This window comes from Rhizobium sp. OAE497 (assembly GCF_040546565.1).
Classification (GTDB): Bacteria; Pseudomonadota; Alphaproteobacteria; order Rhizobiales; family Rhizobiaceae; genus Rhizobium.
In genome coordinates this window covers 2,488,565-2,507,905 of the sequence record NZ_JBEPOA010000001.1, presented here as the reverse complement: position 1 = coordinate 2,507,905, position 19,341 = coordinate 2,488,565, and the positions used below count along the sequence as shown (strand labels likewise).

Below are 19,341 nucleotides of genomic sequence, written 5' to 3'. Positions count from 1 at the left end.
TCAGCCCCAGGAAATCTGGAGGATTTCGTAGGCCTTGGAGCCACCGGGCGCGTTGACTTCGATGGATTCGCCGACTTCCTTGCCGATCAGCGCGCGGGCGATCGGGGAAGAGATGGAGATGCGGCCGGCCTTCACGTCGGCTTCCTGGTCGCCAACGATCTGGTAAGTCTTTTCTTCCTCGGTGTCCTCGTCGACGAGCTTCACCTTGGCGCCGAACTTGATCTTGTCGCCGGACATCTTCGTGAGGTCGATGACTTCGGCGCGCGCCGTCAGGTCTTCGAGCTCGGCAATGCGGCCTTCGTTGAGGCTCTGGGCTTCCTTGGCAGCATGGTATTCTGCATTTTCCGACAGGTCGCCATGGGCGCGCGCTTCGGCGATCGCCTCGATGATGCGGGGACGCTCTTCCTGCGTGGCGCCAGCGCAGTTCTTCCTGCAGCTTGACGAAACCACCCTGCGTCATCGGAACCTTATCTACCATTTTCCCGTCCTTTATTCTTCGTGCCGCTACAGGTAGGCAGTGACACAAAAGAAAACAGGTCCCGAAGAGAACTTCGGAACCGTGCCAACAATCCTAGTTGCTTCGCTTATAGCAGATCGCTACCGGCGATTTCCATAAAATTCGTATCAGCGCTTCTGACCCGGCTCATGGTTGCGATATCTAGCGCAGAAATCCGCTGGCTTTCATTGACGTTTAGCAAAAGAACATATAGTGAACAGATCCATGAAGAAGTCGCTGAATGAACGATTGGCCATCCTCTCGGATGCCGCGAAATACGATGCTTCCTGCGCTTCCAGCGGTACGACGAAGCGCGATTCGGGCGCCAGTGGCGGGTTGGGCTCGACCGAGGGATCCGGCATCTGCCATGCCTATGCGCCGGATGGACGATGCATCTCGCTGCTGAAAATCCTGCTGACCAATTTCTGCATCTATGATTGTGCTTTCTGCATCAACCGCTCGTCGAGCAATGTCGAGCGCGCCCGCTTCACGCCTGAAGAGGTGGTGTGGCTGACGCTGGAGTTTTACCGGCGCAATTACATCGAGGGGCTGTTTTTATCCTCCGGCATCATCCGCTCTTCCGACCATACGATGGAGGAGATGGTGCGGGTGGTGCGCGAGCTGCGGGTTACCCATAATTTCCGCGGCTATATCCATCTGAAATCGATCCCGGAGGCGTCTGCGCATCTGATCGAGGAGGCGGGGCTTTATGCCGACCGGTTGTCGCTCAATATCGAGCTGCCGACCGATAACGGCATCACCCGTCTGGCGCCGGAGAAGAAGCCGTCGAGCATCCGCCGCTCGATGGGTGATCTCCGGCTGAAGATCGAGGAGGCCGGCGAGCCGACGCTGCAGACCAAGCGGCGCAAGCGCTTCGTGCCGGCCGGGCAGAGCACGCAGATGATCGTCGGGGCCGATGGCGCCAATGATGCGACGATCCTCGGCACCAGCGCCCGGCTCTATGGCAGCTACGGGCTGCGGCGCGTCTATTATTCCGCCTTCAGCCCAATCCCGGATTCGTCGAAGAACCTGCCGCTGATCAAGCCGCCGCTGATGCGCGAGCACCGGCTCTATCAGGCAGACTGGCTTTATCGTTTCTATGGATTCGGTATCGATGAGATCACCGCCTCGCAGGAGGGCGGCATGTTGGATCTCGATCTCGATCCGAAGCTCGCCTGGGCGCTCGGCCATCGCGACCAGTTTCCCGTCGATATAAACAAGGCCGCCAAGGAGTTGCTGCTGCGCGTGCCCGGCCTTGGAACCAAGGCGGTGAAGGGCATCCTGTCCGGCCGCCGGTTCCGCAAGCTGCGTATAGAGGATCTGTCGCGGCTCGGCGTGTCGGTCAAGAAGGTACAGGCCTTCGTGACGGCGGAGGGCTGGACGCCGAAGCGGCTGATCGACCGGCCGGACCTGCGCGCCATGTTCGAACCGAAGCCCGAACAGCTGCAGTTGCTCTGATGCTGAAGGTGGCGCTGCAGGGCAGGGGTGATTTTACCGAGTGGCGCGATGCCGCCCGCTCGCTCGCCGCCGCCGGCATTGCACCCGGGGAAATCGAATGGCGGGAGAAGGGCGGCGACAAGCAGCTGTTCTGGGAAGAGGACGTGCTGCCGCCGCAACCATCGGGCAAATCGCAGTTGACCGTGCCACAGGCCTTCATCGACCTTGCCTCTGCCGTCATCTGTCACACAGATCCCGTCCGGTTCACGCTGCTCTATACGCTCTTGTGGCGGCTGCAATCGGACAGGAAGCTGCTCGATATCGTCTCGGACGAGGATGTCTCGCGGGCGCGGCTGATGGAAAAGAGCGTGCGGCGGGATGCGCACAAGATGACCGCCTTCGTGCGCTTCAAGGAGGTCGGTAGCGGCATCTCGATGAACGGGCGGCGGAAGTTCCTCGCCTGGTTCGAGCCTGATCATCATATCGTCGTGCGCAAGGCCTCGTTCTTCCAGCGGCGGTTCAACGACATGGACTGGATCATCCTGACGCCGAAGGGATCGGCCGGATGGGACGGGGTGAAGCTGACGACCAGCCACGAGCCCTGCGAAAAGCCCGATCTGACCGATGATGCCGATATGCTCTGGCGGACCTATTACGCCAATATCTTCAACCCGGCGCGGCTGAAGGTGAAGGCGATGCAGGCCGAGATGCCGAAGAAATACTGGAAGAACTTGCCGGAGGCGGAGCTCATTCCGGGGCTGGTCGCCAATGCCGAAAGCCGGGTGATCGAGATGGCGAAGCGTCAGGCGACGACGCCGCAGCCTTTCCATGACCGGCTGCAGCAGGCGGCGAGAAGCCAGCCCCTGCCGGAGCCGGCACCCGCCGGCACGCTGGAGGCGTTGCGGGAGCAGGCCGCCGTCTGCACCCGCTGTCCACTGCATGAGAAGGCGACGCAGACGGTCTTCGGCGAGGGGCCGGAGAATGCGGATATCGTCTTCGTCGGCGAGCAGCCGGGCGATCAGGAGGATCTGGCAGGACGCCCGTTTGTCGGCCCGGCGGGAAAGGTCTTCGATCAGGCGATCGAAGCCGCGGGGATCGACCGTTCGAGCCTCTATGTCACCAATGCCGTCAAGCATTTCAAATACGAGCCGCGCGGCAAGCGGCGCATCCATCAGCGCCCGAATATGGGCGAGGTACAGCATTGCCGCTGGTGGCTGAAGCTGGAGCTCGATCTCATAAAGCCGAAGATCATGGTGGCGATGGGGGCGACGGCGCTGGCGGCGCTGACCGAAACGAAGCACCGGCTGACCGACATCAGGGGGCAGGCGATGCGGATGCCCAATGGACGGCTGCTTTTCGTCACCGTGCATCCGTCCTACCTGCTGCGGCTTCCGGATGAACGGGATAGGGCTGAGCAGCTGGCGCTGTTCCAGCAGGATATGGTGGAGATTCAGTCGCTTATGCGCCGGATTTCGCAAAGTGATTCTGCTGCTTGAATTTCTGATTCAATGGTAGCCCCGATCGATGGGTGGCGAAAAAAGTCGCTGCGGCTGTCGGCTAAGGGTCATCTGAAACGTCCTTTGGCCGATGAGGGATATCCTCTCGATTGAAACCATATCAGGAGACGGGAAGCATGGCGCTCAAGCGGATGGACAATATCGGGATCGTCGTCGAGGACCTCGATGTGGCGATCGATTTCTTTCGCGAACTCGGGCTCGATCTCGAAGGGCGCGCGACGATCGAAGGGGAATGGGCGGGACGCGTCACCGGGCTCGGCGATCAGCATGTCGAGATTGCCATGATGCGCACGCCTGACGGCCACAGCCGGCTCGAACTTTCCCGGTTCATCCGGCCCGCGGTGATCGCCGATCACCGGAATGCGCCCGTCAATGCGCTCGGCTATCTGCGCGCCATGTTCACCGTCGATGATATCGATGACACGTTTACGAGGCTGCGCAGGTGCGGCGCCGAGCTGGTGGGAGAGGTGGTTCGCTATCAGGACGTCTACAAGCTCTGCTATATCAGGGGGCCGGAAGGCCTGCTGATCGGGCTCGCCGAAGAGCTTGGTTGAGCTGAAGCGCGCTCAGTTGCTGCCTGGTGGCTGTAGCGAGGAGACGAAGGCGGCAATCAGGCTCGCCGTCTTTTCCGGTGCCTCGATCTGCGGGATGTGATTGACGCCGTCGAGGATGGAGAGCTGCGCCTTCGGCAGCAGGCGGGCGATCTCTTCGCCCTGCGCCAGCGGGGTGACGCTGTCTTCCTTGCCCCAGATCAGCAAGGCCGGTTTCTGGAAGCTTCGATAGCTTTCCGGCTTGAAGGCGCGGGAGGCTTCCTCGTTGCCGAAGAGGCCGGTGACGAACCAGTCGGCAATGGCGTGGCTCGTGCCTTTGACGACGAGCGGGCGGCGGTAGACCTCGATGCGCTCCGGCGTCGCGACAGCATCGTCATCGGCTACGAAATCGCGCAGCCCTTTGCCGATCATCAGCGGATTGGTGAAGGTCGCGGCCATGATCGCTTCCCGCAGTCCGGGGGCAAAGAGCGGTGCCAGTGGCGGCTTGGAGGGCGGGCGGCCAAGGCCGAGGGCAACATCCAAAAGAACGAGACCGGCGATGCGATCCGGCGCGATCAGCGCGGTCTCCATCGTCGCGCCACCGCCGAAGGAATGGCCGAGCAGCACGAATTGCTGGAGGCCTGCAGCATCGGCGAAAGCGAGGATGCGGCGTGCCTGCGCCTGCCGGGAATAGTCGCCGGAAGCGGGGCGCTCGGAATAGCCGAAAGGCGGCAGGTCGGGGGCGATGACGCGAAAACCATTCGCGCCCAGTCGCTCGGCGATCGGCGCCCAGGTTTCGGACCATGCCATGGCGCCGGGGATCAGCAGGATCGCTTGACCGCTCTGTGGTCCCCATTGCTTGTAGTGGAGGTCGAGGCCATCGGCCTGAAGATATTGCCCGGGCTCGCCATTGCGGCCCGGCGGCAGGCTCTCGCGCCAGATCGATGCGGCATAGAAACCGGCGAAGACGAGAAGTGCCACGCCGATCAGCGCACCGGCGATGCCGGCGAGGATTTTTACGAACCGGATGGCTATGCTTCTCATGCGCGCTCCCCCGCCGCAATTTTTCATGCGGCGAGGAATAGCAGACAGCCCGTTAAGAATTTCGGGCCGTGATGCTTATGCGAAATAGCTCTGCAGCGGGCGGACTTCGAGGTTGCCGGCGCGGAGCGCCTTGATGGCGAGGGCGGCGGCTTCGGCGCCGGCCATCGTCGTGTAGTAGGGCACCTTCTGCATCAGCGTGGCGCGGCGGAGCGACTTGGAATCCGAGATCGCCTTGTTGCCGTCGGTCGTGTTGATGACGAGCTGGACCTGGCGGTTGCGGATGGCGTCCTCGATATGCGGACGGCCCTCAAGAACCTTGTTGATCTTCGTCGCCTCGATGCCGTTTTCGCCGAGGAAGCGGGCGGTGCCGCCGGTTGCCAGAACCTTGAAGCCTTCGCCGACCAGGATGCGGATCGCCGGCAGGACGCGCTGCTTGTCGGCATCGCGCACCGAGACGAAGACCGTGCCGTCACGCGGCAGTTCGACACTGGCGCCGAGCTGTGACTTGGCGAAGGCCAGCGCGAAATCGGTGTCGAGGCCGATGACTTCGCCGGTCGAGCGCATTTCCGGGCCGAGCAGCGTATCGACGCCGGGGAAGCGGGCAAATGGGAAGACGGCTTCCTTGACGGCAATGTGCTTCAGGTTGCGCGGATCCGGCTTTTCGCCATAGGCCGCGAAGGTCGCGTCGAGCTTTTCACCGGCCATGGCGCGGGCGGCGATCTTGGCGATCGGCGCGCCGATGGTCTTGGCGACGAAGGGCACCGTGCGCGAGGCGCGCGGGTTGACTTCGAGCACGTAGACCGTGCCGTCCTTGATGGCGAACTGCACGTTCATCAGGCCGACGACGTTGAGCGCCTTGGCCATCGCCTTTGCCTGACGCTCGAGTTCGTCGAGCATTTCCGTCGATAGCGTGCGCGGCGGCAGCGAGCAGGCCGAGTCGCCGGAGTGAATGCCGGCTTCCTCGATATGCTCCATGATGCCGGCGACATAGGCGTCGGTGCCGTCGGAGAGGCAATCGACATCGACTTCGATGGCGTTCGACAGGTAGCTGTCGAAGAGCAGCGGGTTCTTACCGAGCAGGGTATTGATCTGGCCGGTCTTGTCGTTCGGATAGCGCTGCTTGATGTCTTCAGGCACCAGTTCCGGCACCGTATCCAGCAGGTAGGTCTGCAGCTGGCTTTCGGCGTGAATGATCTGCATCGCACGGCCGCCGAGAACGTAGGACGGGCGCACGACCAGCGGGAAGCCGATTTCGGTGGCGACAAGGCGGGCCTGCTCGACCGAGTAGGCGATGCCGTTGTTCGGCTGGTTGAGATCGAGCTTCATCAGCAGCTTCTGGAAGCGGTCACGGTCTTCGGCAAGGTCGATCATATCAGGCGCGGTGCCGAGGATCGGGATGCCGTTCTTCTCGAGCGCTTCGGCGAGCTTCAGCGGGGTCTGGCCGCCGAACTGGACGATGACGCCGACGACTTCGCCCTTTTCCTGCTCTGCACGCAGGATCTCGATCACGTCTTCGGCCGTCAGCGGCTCGAAGTAGAGGCGATCGGAGGTGTCGTAGTCGGTCGACACGGTTTCCGGGTTGCAGTTGATCATGATCGCTTCATAGCCAGCGTCGCGGAGCGCGAAGGCGGCATGGCAGCAGCAGTAATCGAACTCGATGCCCTGGCCGATACGGTTCGGACCGCCGCCGAGGATGACGACCTTCTTGCGGTCGGAGACTTCGGCTTCGGAGCGCGCGGCGCCGACAAACGGCGTCTCGTAGCTCGAATACATGTAGGCGGTCGGCGAGGCGAATTCGGCGGCGCAGGTGTCGATGCGCTTGAAGACCGGGCGGACGTTCAGGCTGTTGCGCAGTTCTGCCACTTCCTTCGGGCGCTTGCCGGACAGCGTTGCAAGGCGGGCGTCGGAAAAGCCCATGGCCTTCAGGCTGCGCAGGTTTGCGGCATCCTGCGGCAGGCCGTGCTCGCGGATACGGGCCTCGGTATCGACGATCGCCTTGAACTGGGCGATGAACCACGGGTCGATCTTGCAGCCTTCGTGGACGTCTTCGGGGCTCATGCCCTGGCGCAGCGCCTGGGCGACCATGCGCAGGCGGTCCGGCGTCGGCGTGCCGATGGCGGCGCGCACGGCGTTCTGGCTCGATTCGCCTTCCTCGACGCCGGGGATCTCGATCTCGTCGAGGCCGGTCAGGCCGGTTTCGAGGCCGCGCAGCGCCTTCTGCAGCGATTCCGCGAAGGTGCGGCCAATCGCCATGACTTCACCGACCGACTTCATCGCCGTCGTCAGGATCGGCGAGGCGCCCGGGAACTTCTCGAAGGCAAAGCGCGGGATCTTGGTGACGACGTAGTCGATCGACGGTTCGAACGAGGCAGGCGTCGCGCCGCCGGTGATGTCGTTGTCGAGTTCGTCGAGCGTGTAGCCGACGGCGAGCTTGGCGGCGACCTTGGCGATCGGGAAGCCGGTGGCCTTTGAAGCCAGCGCCGAGGAGCGCGAGACGCGCGGGTTCATTTCGATGACGACGAGGCGGCCGTCCTTCGGGTTGACGGCGAACTGGACGTTCGAGCCGCCGGTTTCGACGCCGATCTCGCGCAGGACGGCGATCGAGGCGTTGCGCATCATCTGGTATTCTTTGTCGGTCAGCGTCAGCGCCGGGGCGACGGTGATGGAATCGCCAGTATGGACGCCCATCGGGTCGATGTTTTCGATCGAGCAGATGATGATGCAGTTGTCCGCCTTGTCGCGGACGACTTCCATTTCATATTCCTTCCAGCCGAGAACCGATTCCTCGATCAGCACTTCGGTGGTCGGCGAGGCATCGAGGCCGCCGCCGATGATTTCGAAGAACTCCGAGCGGTTGTAGGCGATGCCGCCGCCGGTGCCGCCCATGGTGAAGGACGGGCGGATGATGGCGGGCAGGCCGACGACGTCGATCGCCTGGGCGGCGATCGCCATGGCGTGGCTGATGTAGCGCTGCTTGCGGTCGGTCTCGCCGAGGTTCCACTGGTTTTCCAGCTCGTCGAGCGCCTTGTCGAGATCGGGGCCGGAAAGGCTCTCGCGCAGCTTGGCGCGCTCGGCTTCATGCGTCTTGCGGTCGGCATCCTTGATGTCGGTGGCGTTTGCCAGCATCGAGCGCGGGGTTTCGAGGCCGATCTTCTCCATGGCTTCGCGGAAGAGGGCGCGGTCTTCGGCCTTGTCGATGGCGGCCGGCTTGGCCCCGATCATCTCGACATTGTAGCGGTCGAGAACGCCCATGCGCTTGAGGGAGAGCGCGGTGTTCAGCGCCGTCTGGCCGCCCATGGTCGGCAGCAGCGCATCGGGGCGCTCCTTGGCGATGATCTTGGCCACGACTTCGGGGGTGATCGGCTCGACGTAGGTGGCGTCGGCGAGACCCGGGTCGGTCATGATCGTTGCCGGATTGGAGTTGACGAGGATGACGCGATAGCCTTCCTCCTTTAGCGCCTTGCAGGCCTGGGTGCCGGAATAGTCGAATTCGCATGCCTGGCCGATGACGATCGGACCCGCGCCGATGATGAGGATCGATTTGATATCTTGGCGCTTCGGCATCGGCTTTTCCACTTGCTAGCTGCGCAAAAAACCGGCCAGGGTGGGAGATCACCGGGTCGGGTCGCGCATTGAGGGTCTTTTCAGGCTAGAAGCGGCTTATAGGCAAAGCGAAACCGAAACGGAACCCCATAATTCAAGGAATCGACAGGAATCCGCAGTCTCCCCGAAAAGCCTTCACAGGCCGGGTATGACGAGGGCTCGAATCTCGCCGTTCGGGGCCGGGTTTATAATGGTCTCGCGGGCTTCCTCCAGGCCGATCTTGCGGGTGATCAGCGGCTCTACCTTGATGGCGCCGGTGGCGATCAGATCGGCGGCACGGGCATGGGTGAAGGGGTTTACGAAAGAGCTCAGCAGGCGGATTTCGCGAAACAGCAGGTCGAAGGGTTCGATCGCGACCTTGGTGCCCTGCGGCATGACGCCGAGAATGAGCGCCGTGCCGCCTTTTTTCGCGAGTCGCGGCGTCTCCTCGACTGTCTGGGCAACACCAGCACACTCGATCACCACGTCGGCTCCGCCAGGAAGAAGGCCTGATGCGCCGGTGATCCGCTCGATGACGTCACCGGAGGAGGGATCGACCGTCGCGGTGGCGCCGAGTTCTTCGGCGATCCGGCGCTTGTCCGCATTGCGGGTGACGAGCACGACGCGCGTCGCACCTGCCAGCCGCGCCAGCTGCACGGCGAGCAGGCCGATGACGCCGCCGCCGAGGACGACCACGGAATAGCCTGTCTTGATCTCCGCCATGTCGATGCCGTGGATGCAGCAGGCGAGCGGTTCGCAGAAGGCGCCGTGGAGCGGATCGAGCGCGTCGGGCAGGGCGAAGGCCTGGGTTTCCGGGATGCAGACATAATCGGCAAAGCCGCCATCGCGATGAATGCCGATCGCTTCGAGATTGCGGCAGAGATTGACGCGGCCGCGCTGGCATTCCGGGCAGCGGCCGCAGGAAATGTTGGGATCGCCGGTGATGCGCATGCCGGGCCGGAAGCCGGTGACGTCGGCGCCGACTGCTTCGACGATGCCAGTGAATTCGTGGCCGAGGATAACCGGCGGGCGGGCCGGAAACTCGCCGTGATAGAGATGCCGGTCGGTGCCGCAGATGCCGCAGGCTTCGACCTTCACCAGGACATCGCCGGGGCCGGGAACCGGTTTTCCGGTCTCGCAGACCGCCAGCCGGCCGGTCGCTTCAAGACGCAGCGCTTTCATGATCTTCTCCTCGCTCCGCCCGGCATCAGGGACAAAAAGCGCGGGGCCGTCAAGCCGCTGGTGTTTTGCCTCTTGCGTCCGCGGGTATTGCTCGGGACAATCGGCCATTCCAGAGGAGGAGCCAGGCATGACCCTTGAACCCTTGCTCGATGCATCGCCTGCCATTCAGATCCACGTGGCGACCGTCATTCCGGCAGCGCTGCTCGGCGCCTTCATCCTGCTGCACCGGAAGGGCACGCCGCTTCACCGGCTTCTCGGCAAGATCTGGATGGCGCTGATGGTGGTGACGGCGCTCACCAGCTTCTTCATTCACGAGATCAAAATGTTCTTCGGCTTCAGCCCCATTCACCTGCTCTCGGCCGCGACGATCTTCGGCGCCTGGCAGGCGATTGCGGCGGCGCGGCGCCATGACGTCGCGACCCACCGGCGGATCGTCCGGCCGATCTATTTCGGCGGCATCATCATTGCGGGCGGATTCACGCTGGTCCCCGGCCGGATCATGAATGAGGTGGTATTCTCGGGGCATGACATGGTGGCGCTGGTTTTCGGCCTGCTCGTAGCCGGTGCTGCGGCGGCGATCGTGCTTTCGGCGCGGGTGCAGCGGGCTGCATGATGCCGCTGGAATTCGGCCAAGCGCCGGATATATAATCTCAAACGAAAGAGACGCGTTCGGCGTTGCCGGGGAGAGTTCAGATGGAATGGAGAGGCCGCCGCCAGTCGGACAATATCGAGGATCGCCGCGGAGACCCTTCGAGCGGTGGTCTCGGGCAAAATCCCTTCGGCCGCGGAGGCGGTTTCAGCTTTCCGTCCGGCGGCGTGCGCCGTGGCGGCGGTGGCCTGTCGATCGGCACGATCATCTTCCTCGTCGTCATCTATTTCATCTTCAAGGCGATGGGCATCGACCTGATGCAGGTGATGGACGGCACGATGAGCGGCGGCTCGGGCTACGAGCAGAGCGATTCACAGAGCCGCGGCACGCCCGCCAATGACGACATGACCGCCTTCGTGCGCACCGTGCTCGCCGATACCGAGGATACCTGGACCGGCATCTTCCAGGCCTCCGGCCAGACCTACGAGAAGCCGGCGCTGGTGCTGTTCTCCGGCTCGACGCGCTCTGGCTGTGGCGCCGCGTCGGCGGCGACCGGGCCGTTCTATTGCCCTGTCGACCGCAAGGTCTATCTCGACACTGATTTCTTCCGCCAGCTCAGCCAGCAGTTCGGCGCCAAGGGCGAATTCGCCGAGGCCTACGTGATCGCCCACGAGGTCGGCCATCACGTCCAGAACATCCTCGGCGTGCTGCCGAAGTTCAACGAGGCCCGCCAGCGGATGAGCGAGGTCGATGCCAACAAGATGTCGGTGCGCGTCGAACTGCAGGCCGATTGCTTCGCAGGTGTCTTCGCCAAGTTCGAGCAGCGCAAGGGCTATATCAATCCCGACGATATCGCGGACGCGCTGAATGCCGCCCAGCAGATCGGCGACGACACGCTGCAGAAGCGCAGCCAGGGCTATGTCGTCCCCGACAGCTTCAACCACGGCACCTCGGCGCAGCGCGTGAAATGGTTCAAGCAGGGTTTTGACACCGGCAAGGTTTCGGCCTGCGATACGTTCAGCGGGCCGGTCTGATCAAGAGGCTCCGCCGCCACGCGGCAGCGGAGCCCGATCTTCAGTGTTCACTGTCCATATGTTTCAGCTGTGCTTCCGGATAGCGCGCACCCGCCGCCGCATCCTTCGGGACGGCGAGCTCGATTGCCGCCATATCTTCGGCGCTGAGCTGCACGGCGCTTGAGCCCAGCGCTTCGGTCAGCCGGCCGCGGCGGCGGGCGCCGATGAGCGGCACGATATCCGTGCCTTGAGCGGCGACCCAGGCGATGGCGATCTGTGCGACGCTCGCCTGCTTCTCGGCGGCGATCTTGCGGAGCTCTTCGACGAGGGCGAGGTTCTGGTCGATATTGGCGGCCTGGAAGCGCGGGCTGACGCTGCGGAAATCGCCCTTGCCGCCATCCTGGCCCTTCTGCCAGTGGCCGCTGATCAGGCCGCGCGACAGCACGCCATAGGCGGTAATCGAAATGCCGAGTTCGCGGCAGGTGGGCAGGATCGCGTCTTCGATGCCGCGGGAGATCAGCGAATATTCGATCTGCAGGTCGGCGATCGGATGAACGGCGGCGGCGCGGCGGATGGTTTCGGCGCCGACTTCGGAGAGGCCGATATGGCGGACATAGCCGGCCTTGATCATGTCGGCGATGGCGCCGACGGTTTCCTCGATCGGCACATTGGGATCGAGGCGGGCAGGGCGGTAGATGTCGATATAATCGGTGCCGAGGCGCTGCAGCGAATAGGCGATGAAATTCTTCAGCGCTGCCGGACGGGAATCGTAGCCGTTCCAGGCGCCGAGCGGATCGCGCAGCGCGCCGGTCTTGACGCTGATGATCAGCTCCTCGCGCTTGCAGGTCTTCAGGGCCTCCCCGATCAGCATCTCGTTATGGCCCATGCCGTAGAAATCGCCGGTATCGAGCAGGTTGATGCCGGCATCGAGGGCGGCGTGGATGGTGGCAATGCTTTCGGCGCGGTCGGACGGGCCATACATGCCCGACATGCCCATGCAGCCGAGGCCGATGGCGGATACTGTGGGGCCAGTCTTTCCCAAGCGGTAGGTTTGCATCTTCGTCTCCTTGGCCGACGCCGGAGCGGCGTCTTTCGCCCCTTTCTATTCCCTGTCTGTCTGTGCGATAATCCGGATGATTGCGAACGGCCCGTACGGAAAAGCGCACAATGGACGATCTTCCCCTTAGTGATCTGGATGCCTTCACCGCCATTGCAAGAGAGCGCAGCTTTCGCGCCGCGGCGCGAAAGCGTGGCGTTTCGCCGTCGTCGCTGAGCGACTCGCTGCGGCGGCTGGAGGAACGGCTCGGCGTACGCCTGCTCAACCGCACGACCCGCAGCGTGACGCCGACGGAGGCGGGCGAGCGGCTGCTGGAGCGGCTGGCGCCGGCGCTCGGCGAGGTCGCCTCGGCACTCGGGCAGCTCGACAGCTTTCGCGACAGCCCGGCCGGGACATTGCGGCTCAACGTGCCGACCATCGTCTCGCGGCTCTTCCTGCCCGATATCGCCAGCCGGTTTCTGGCGCTTTATCCGCAGATCAGGATGGAAATCCTGGCGGAGGACGATTTCATTGATGTCGTCGAAGGCGGTTTCGATGCCGGCATCCGTTATGACGAGCGGCTGGAGCGCGACATGATCGCCGTGCCGCTCGGCCCGCGGCGCCAGCGCTATATCACCGCTGCGGCACCTGGTTATCTCGCCAAACGCGGGACGCCGTCGCATCCCCGCGATCTCCTAGACCATGACTGCATCCGCCATCGTTTTCTGAGCCGGGCGCCTTTCGCCTGGGAGTTCGACCGCGGCGAGGAGAGCCTATTGCTTTCGGTGACGGGGCCGCTGGTGGCGAATTCGATCGAGATGGAGGTCGGGGCGGCCGTTGCCGGGCTCGGCGTCATCAGGACATTCGAGGAGGTGCTCGTTCCGGCGATCCGCCGTGGCGAGCTCGTGCCGATCCTGGAGGATTGGGTGACCGAATTCTCGGGGCCGTTTCTCTACTATGCCAGCCGCAAGCATATGCCGCCGGCCCTTCGCGCCTTCGTCGATTTCGTCAAAGTTGAGGCGCGGCGAGGGGCTTAGTCCCCGTTTTGTTCGCTTCCACGATCAATTTCATTGTTTTCGTCATCAAAAACTTTGAAATGTTCACGTATTGTTTCATTTTTCTGCTTCGGCTATGTAACATCCCCGGCGATCAGATCGTCTTTCCAGAAAACAACGCCTGTCGAGAGATGACCTATGCTTGATCCCAAATTCGTTCGCCGCGGACTTTTCCTCGTCTTCATGATCCTGTTTCTCGACGTCATCGGGATCGCCATCATCATGCCCGTGCTGCCCGCCTATCTGGAGGAGCTGACCGGCGGCAATGTCAGCGATGCTGCGCTCGATGGCGGCTGGCTGCTCGTCGTCTATGCGGTGATGCAGTTTCTGTTTGCGCCGCTGCTCGGCAATCTCAGCGACCGTTTCGGCCGCCGGCCGGTGCTGCTTCTGTCGGTGCTGACCTTCGCGATCGACAATTTCATCTGCGCGATCGCCACCAGCTTCTGGATGCTGTTCGTCGGCCGGGCGCTGGCGGGTTTCAGCGGCGGCAGTTTTGCCACTTGTTCCGCCTATATCGCCGATATCAGCAATGACGAGAACCGGGCGAAGAATTTCGGCCTGATCGGCATCGCCTTCGGCGTCGGCTTCACCATCGGCCCCGTCATCGGCGGCTTCCTCGGCGAGTTCGGGCCGCGCGTGCCGTTCCTCGGTGCCGCGCTGCTGTCCTTCCTGAATTTCGTGGCCGCCTATTTCCTGCTGCCGGAGACGCTGGATGCCAAGCATCGCCGTCCCTTCGAACTGAAACGCGCCAATCCGCTCGGCGCCTTGAAGCAGATGCGCAACTATCCGGGCATCGGCTGGATCGCCGCCGTGATGTTCCTGTTCTGGTTGGCGCATGCCGTCTATCCGGCGGTCTGGTCCTTCGTCGGCACCTACCGCTATGGCTGGAGCGAGGGGCAGATCGGCCTGTCGCTCGGCATCTACGGCATCGGTGCGGCGATCGTCATGGGGCTCATCCTGCCGAAGATCGTGCCGGTGCTCGGCGAATGGAAGACCGCGGTCGTCGGCTTGTGCTTCTCTGTGGTCGGCCTGACCGGCTATGCCTTCGCCTGGGAGGGCTGGGTCGTCTATGTCGTCATCGTGCTGACAGTGATGGAAAACATCGCCGATCCGCCGCTGCGCAGCATTGCCGCCGGCAAGGTGCCGCCTTCCGCTCAGGGCGAACTGCAGGGCGCGCTGACCAGCCTCAGCAGCCTCACGACGATCATCGGCCCGGTGATCTTCACGCAGCTGTTCGGCTATTTCACCAAGCCGGATGCGCCGGTGACCTTTGCGGGAGCGCCGTACCTGATGGCCGCCTTCTTCATCCTCGTCGCGGCACTGGTCCTGTTTGCGAAAGTGCGGCCGGCAAAGCAAAACGAGACGGCGGAAGCCTCTGCCGGATAGACCAATCGATACCTGAACGTCGATTGGTCTCGGCCATCAGATTTGGTGATGCTGTGATGAATAATTCAGCATTTGCCTATTTTAGGGTAGCTCTTGGCCGGGCTTTGATCTAATGCCCGGTAATAGTCTTGCCGCCCGTGTGCGGCCGAAAACGATTCAAAACAATTGGACTTTTGCTATGGACGCGCCTCTCGACGTGCACAAGCTTGCGCCGCAAACCGACAACCACTGGGGATCGCATTTCCGTGCGACGCTGGCGCTCGGCATTCCGTTCATCGGCGCGCAGCTGGCCCAGCTCGGGATCAACACGACCGACGTGATGATCGTTGGGAGGCTCGGTGCCGAAAACCTGGCGGCCATGGTTCTCTCCGCGCAGTTCCTGTTCACCATCCTGATCTTCGGCTCGGGCTTTTCGATCGCCGTCATTCCGATGGTGGCGCAGGCCTATGGCCGCGGCGATATCGTCACCGTGCGCCGGTCGATGCGCATGGGCCTGTGGGTCGTCACTGCCTACTGGCTGATCATGCAGCCGGCCTTCATCTATGCCGAGGAAATCCTGCTGGCCGCCGGGCAGAAGCCTGAAGTCGCCAAGCTCGCGCATGGCTATATTCTGATCGGCCATTTCGCCGTGCTGCCGGGGCTGCTCTATAACGTCATGCGGGCGCTGGTCAGCGCCATCGGCAAGGCTGCCGTGGTGCTGAACGTCACGATCGCCATGCTGGTGCTGAACGCGATCTTTGCCTACGTCCTGGTGCTCGGCCATTTTGGCTTTCCGGCTATGGGGCTGGAAGGTGCGGCCATCGTTTCCGTTGCCGTGCAGACGGCGGGCTTCCTGTTCATCCTTGCTTATGTGCAGATGAAGGAGGAGACGCGGCGCTACGAGATCCTGGTACGCTTCTGGCGGCCGGACTGGCATGCGCTCTGGGACGTGGTGCGCCTCGGCCTGCCGATCAGCGTGACGATCCTTGCCGAAGTCAGCCTGTTTACCGCGGCTTCGCTGCTGATGGGCCATATCGGCACGATCGAGCTTGCGGCGCACGGCATCGCGCTGCAATGGGCCTCGATCGCCTTCATGATCCCGCTCGGCCTCAGCCAGGCGGCGACCGTCAGGATCGGGATCGCGCACGGGCAGGGGGATCATCAGGCCGTTGTCCGGGCTTCCGTCGCGGTCATGGCGATTGCTGCGTCGCTGGCTGCACTCGGCGGCGTGCTGTTTGCGATCATGCCGGAATTTTTCGCCCGCTGGTTCCTCGATGTCAGCCGGCCGGAAGCGCCGCAGGTGCTCGCCTATGCCGGTCCGCTAATCGTCGTCGCCGGCCTGTTCCAGTTGGTCGATGGGATCCAGGCGATCGCCAGCGGCCTGCTGCGCGGCCTGAAGGATGCGCGCGTGCCGATGATCCTGGCGCTGATCGCCTATTGGCCGATCGGCTTCTTCCTGGCTTGGCTGCTTGCCTTCCCGCTCGGCTTCGGCGGCGTTGGCATCTGGTTCGGCTTCCTGGTGGGGCTGGCCGCCGCTGCGACCATGCTCTGCGCCCGCTTTTATATTCTGGTGCGCCGGGAAGGCGGGATGGCCGCCGCCTAACGGCGGCCATCGCCACTCAGGCCGCAACCGGCCGGTAGCTGGCGATATCGGCGCGAATGCCGAGCCGCTGGAACAGCGCCTGCGGATCGAGCCTGCAGGCCTTCTGCGCGGCCTGAACCGCCGCCTTGACGCGCTCGGCGACTTCGGCGCTTTCCCACTGGGCGATGGTCACGAAATTGAACTCGCCGGGGCCGGAGATCTGCTCGAGAACCGAGTGACCCATGAAGCCCGGCTGCACCTGCAGCACCTCATGAACCATCAGCACATTCAGCAGAAATTCCTCGCGCGCCGCCTCCGGCACCACGAACTTATCGACGCGGTAAAAGCCGCCGTTCATCCATCATCTCCTTGATTTCGATGTCACGGCTACCTGTGTAATTCCTCAAGTTAAGTTGAGGTCAAGAGCCTCGCCGCCCGATGAATGCCGGTGGCTCATACCTTTGATAAAGGAATGGACACTAGGCTGGCGGGCATCGAGGTAGCGGGTTCAACGTGCGCCATGGCTTTTCCGGGTATCGAGCTTCTGAGAGTGATCGGCATCTTTGCCGTGGTCATCATCCATGCCAACGCGGTGGGGCTGTTCGGCGAATGGAAGACGACGGGCTTCGTGCTGGATGAGCTTTGCCGCTTCGCCGTCCCCTGCTTCTTTGTCGTTTCGGGTTTCTTCTGGAAGACAGAGGCGATCGAGCGGCCTTGGCGGGCGATCTGCGCGTTGGCCGCCAAGCTTCTGCCGCTCTATGCATTCTGGCTTCTGTTCTATTTCGCAGCCGAGTTCTCAGAGCTCTTCTATCCCCGGCTCTACGGCCGCGATTTCATCGTCGCGCTGGTGCCGTTTTCGGGAGGGCCGGGCTTCCATCTCTGGTTCCTGCCGGCGCTTTTCATCGGTGTGTCGCTGTGCTGGCTGTCGCTGCGCTATGTCGGGGCAGCGCTGACGGCGGCGGCCTGCGTTCTGCTCTATCTGGCGGGCGTGATCTTCGGCACTTATGGCGACCTGATCGGTATCCATCTTCCGCTCGTTGCCTATCGCAACGGGATATTCGAGGCGCCGCTCTTCCTGTTGTCGGGCTTCATGCTGCGCCGCTATCTACCGCGCTTCACGACGGTGCAGTTTGCGCTGCTCGGTCTGGCGGGACTTGCGCTTCATCTGGCAGAAGGCTTTGCCGTCAGCACATCAAGCCTTGGTCACGACTATTCGTTCGGCACCATCGCCGCGGCGATCGGCATCACAGGCCTCGCCACCCGGCTGTCGCAGGCACGCGATTACGGATGGGGCCGCGATGTGCTCGGCGCCTATCTCATCCATCTTTTCATCTTGAAAACGGTGGCAGCGCATCTGCCGGTCAGCGGGCCGCTCTGGGCTCTTTCAATCGCAGCTATCGTCGCTGCAGTCAGCCTCGGCCTATCCCGGCTGTTCAAGCAGACGCCGGTTTCCCGGCGTCTGGTGGCTCTGTCCTAACAGTTCTTAGCGTTCGGCGAGAGCCGCTTCGCCCTTCTTGGCGCGCACCATGTTGATGAAGCGGCGGAAGAGGTAATGGCTGTCCTGCGGGCCGGGAGAGGCTTCCGGGTGGTGCTGGACCGAGAAGATCTGCTTGCCGGAAACGCGCAGGCCGCAATTGGTGCCGTCGAACAGCGAAACGTGAGTCTCCTCAACGCCTTCGGGCAGCGACTTCGTGTCAACCGCGAAGCCATGGTTCATCGAGACGATCTCGACCTTGCCCGTCGTGTGGTCCTTGACCGGATGGTTGGCGCCGTGGTGGCCCTGGTGCATCTTTTCGGTCTTGGCGCCGAGCGCCAGACCCAGCATCTGGTGGCCGAGGCAGATGCCGAAGACCGGGATATCGGTGGCGATCAGCTTCTGGATGACCGGAACGGCGTATGCGCCGGTGGCGGCCGGGTCTCCCGGGCCGTTCGACAGGAAAATGCCGTCCGGCTGCATGGCGAGCACGTCTTCGGCGCTCGTTGTTGCCGGCATGACGGTGACCTTGCAGTCGAGACCGGCAAACAGGCGCAGGATGTTGCGCTTCACGCCGTAATCGAGGCAGACGACGTGATACTTGGCATCGCCAGCGGCGAGTTCGCCGTAGCCTTCGTTCCAGATCCAGGGCGTCTGCGTCCACTGCGAGGACTGGCCGGAGGAGGCGATCTTGGCGAGGTCGAGACCTTCCAGGCCGCTCCAGGCCTTGGCTTCAGCCTTCAGCGTGTCGATGTCGAAGACGCCGTTCGGGTCATGGGCGATGACAGCGTTCGGCGAACCGTTCTCGCGGATCCAGGCGGTCAGCGCGCGGGTATCGACGCCGCAGAGGCCGATGATGCCGCGGGCCTTCAGCCAGGCGTCGAGATGCTTGGCGGCGCGGTAGTTGGAGGGTTCGGTGATGTCGGCCTTGAAGATGACGCCGACCGCGCCGTGGCGTGCTGCCGGCGTCAGGTCTTCGATGTCTTCGTCATTGGTGCCGATATTGCCGATATGCGGGAAGGTGAAGGTGACGATCTGGCCGAGATAGGAGGGGTCGGTGAGGATTTCCTCGTATCCCGTCAGCGCCGTGTTGAAGACCACTTCGGCCTGAACCTTGCCGGTCGCGCCGATCCCCTTGCCTTCGATCACTGTGCCATCTGCGAGAACGAGCAGGGCGGTCGGCTTTTCGGTGGTCCAGGGGGCTGTCGCGGTCATCTTCATCCCGTTTTCCGGCGGCTCGCGGCGGTTTCGCCGGGCGGCCATTTGTGTTCGCAAGCGTATGGGCACGGCTCGTCGCCGCGCGTCTCAGGCCTGATCACGAATTTTGGTGCAGGTGGCGGTAGATAGCCACGCTCCTGCCTGCCGTCAATCTTTTCTAACGCATTGCAGCACGCTTTTCCTGCGCTTTCTGGCCGCAATATCGCAATTTATTTGATCCC

General features: G+C 63.0%; 15 protein-coding genes and 1 pseudogene. 9 read left to right on the top strand and 7 right to left on the bottom strand.

What is annotated here, in order from left to right; genetic code table 11:
• A pseudogene (gene greA, locus ABIE40_RS12840) lies at positions 1–478 on the bottom strand (transcription elongation factor GreA).
• 243 nt (positions 479–721) lie between these two features.
• Between greA and ABIE40_RS12835 the strand changes: the two are divergent.
• The 3 genes from ABIE40_RS12835 to ABIE40_RS12825 all read left to right on the top strand — a co-directional run bounded on the left by ABIE40_RS12835 (position 722) and on the right by ABIE40_RS12825 (position 4,004).
• Positions 722–1,954, top strand: coding sequence for a putative DNA modification/repair radical SAM protein (locus ABIE40_RS12835; RefSeq protein ID WP_199627011.1), 1,233 nt, complete (start codon positions 722–724; stop codon positions 1,952–1,954).
• Positions 1,954–3,429: a UdgX family uracil-DNA binding protein gene (locus ABIE40_RS12830; RefSeq protein WP_199627009.1), complete on the top strand. Its 1,476-nt coding sequence runs from the start codon at positions 1,954–1,956 to the stop codon at positions 3,427–3,429. Before ABIE40_RS12835 ends, ABIE40_RS12830 begins: the two co-directional genes overlap by 1 nt.
• A gap of 137 nt (positions 3,430–3,566) precedes the next feature.
• The gene (locus ABIE40_RS12825; RefSeq protein ID WP_199627002.1) at positions 3,567–4,004 is read left to right on the top strand and encodes a VOC family protein; all 438 of its coding nucleotides are present in this window, start codon (positions 3,567–3,569) and stop codon (positions 4,002–4,004) included.
• A 12-nt stretch (positions 4,005–4,016) separates the two neighbouring features.
• Here the strand turns inward: ABIE40_RS12825 and ABIE40_RS12820 are convergent, their stop codons facing one another.
• From ABIE40_RS12820 to ABIE40_RS12810, 3 genes are all read right to left on the bottom strand, one after another.
• Positions 4,017–5,024, bottom strand: a complete 1,008-nt coding sequence (locus ABIE40_RS12820; RefSeq protein WP_199627000.1) for an alpha/beta fold hydrolase — start codon at positions 5,022–5,024, stop codon at positions 4,017–4,019.
• A 75-nt stretch (positions 5,025–5,099) separates the two neighbouring features.
• Positions 5,100–8,588, bottom strand: coding sequence for a carbamoyl-phosphate synthase large subunit (gene carB / locus ABIE40_RS12815; RefSeq protein WP_199626998.1), 3,489 nt, complete (start codon positions 8,586–8,588; stop codon positions 5,100–5,102).
• 174 nt (positions 8,589–8,762) lie between these two features.
• Positions 8,763–9,788, bottom strand: a complete 1,026-nt coding sequence (locus ABIE40_RS12810; RefSeq protein WP_199626992.1) for a zinc-dependent alcohol dehydrogenase family protein — start codon at positions 9,786–9,788, stop codon at positions 8,763–8,765.
• A gap of 127 nt (positions 9,789–9,915) precedes the next feature.
• On the opposite strand from ABIE40_RS12810, the gene ABIE40_RS12805 reads away from it, so the two are divergent.
• On the top strand, positions 9,916–10,401 hold the full coding sequence (locus tag ABIE40_RS12805; protein WP_199626990.1) for a DUF2306 domain-containing protein: 486 nt from the start codon (positions 9,916–9,918) through the stop codon (positions 10,399–10,401).
• Between the two features lie 80 nt (positions 10,402–10,481).
• The gene (ypfJ, locus tag ABIE40_RS12800; protein WP_199626988.1) at positions 10,482–11,411 is read left to right on the top strand and encodes a KPN_02809 family neutral zinc metallopeptidase; all 930 of its coding nucleotides are present in this window, start codon (positions 10,482–10,484) and stop codon (positions 11,409–11,411) included.
• A 40-nt stretch (positions 11,412–11,451) separates the two neighbouring features.
• On the opposite strand, the gene ABIE40_RS12795 is transcribed toward ypfJ, so the two are convergent.
• Entirely contained in the window at positions 11,452–12,447 is a 996-nt protein-coding gene (locus ABIE40_RS12795; protein WP_199626986.1) for an aldo/keto reductase, read from the bottom strand.
• A gap of 110 nt (positions 12,448–12,557) precedes the next feature.
• Here ABIE40_RS12795 and ABIE40_RS12790 point away from each other — a divergent pair, with 110 nt between their 5' ends.
• From ABIE40_RS12790 to ABIE40_RS12780, 3 genes are all read left to right on the top strand, one after another.
• The gene (locus ABIE40_RS12790; protein ID WP_199626979.1) at positions 12,558–13,463 is read left to right on the top strand and encodes a LysR family transcriptional regulator; all 906 of its coding nucleotides are present in this window, start codon (positions 12,558–12,560) and stop codon (positions 13,461–13,463) included.
• 156 nt (positions 13,464–13,619) lie between these two features.
• Positions 13,620–14,867: a TCR/Tet family MFS transporter gene (locus ABIE40_RS12785; RefSeq protein ID WP_199626977.1), complete on the top strand. Its 1,248-nt coding sequence runs from the start codon at positions 13,620–13,622 to the stop codon at positions 14,865–14,867.
• 178 nt (positions 14,868–15,045) lie between these two features.
• Positions 15,046–16,449: an MATE family efflux transporter gene (locus ABIE40_RS12780; protein WP_199626975.1), complete on the top strand. Its 1,404-nt coding sequence runs from the start codon at positions 15,046–15,048 to the stop codon at positions 16,447–16,449.
• Between the two features lie 16 nt (positions 16,450–16,465).
• Here the strand turns inward: ABIE40_RS12780 and ABIE40_RS12775 are convergent, their stop codons facing one another.
• Positions 16,466–16,786 carry an antibiotic biosynthesis monooxygenase family protein gene (locus tag ABIE40_RS12775; protein ID WP_199626973.1) on the bottom strand — a complete coding sequence of 107 codons (321 nt, stop codon included), beginning with the start codon at positions 16,784–16,786 and terminating at the stop codon, positions 16,466–16,468.
• 114 nt (positions 16,787–16,900) lie between these two features.
• On the opposite strand from ABIE40_RS12775, the gene ABIE40_RS12770 reads away from it, so the two are divergent.
• Complete coding sequence (locus tag ABIE40_RS12770) at positions 16,901–17,905, top strand: acyltransferase (protein WP_199626960.1); 1,005 nt, start codon at positions 16,901–16,903, stop codon at positions 17,903–17,905.
• A gap of 6 nt (positions 17,906–17,911) precedes the next feature.
• Here ABIE40_RS12770 and carA read toward each other — a convergent pair whose 3' ends face one another.
• Positions 17,912–19,117, bottom strand: a complete 1,206-nt coding sequence (gene carA, locus ABIE40_RS12765; protein WP_199627768.1) for a glutamine-hydrolyzing carbamoyl-phosphate synthase small subunit — start codon at positions 19,115–19,117, stop codon at positions 17,912–17,914.
• Positions 19,118–19,341: the final 224 nt, after the last annotated feature.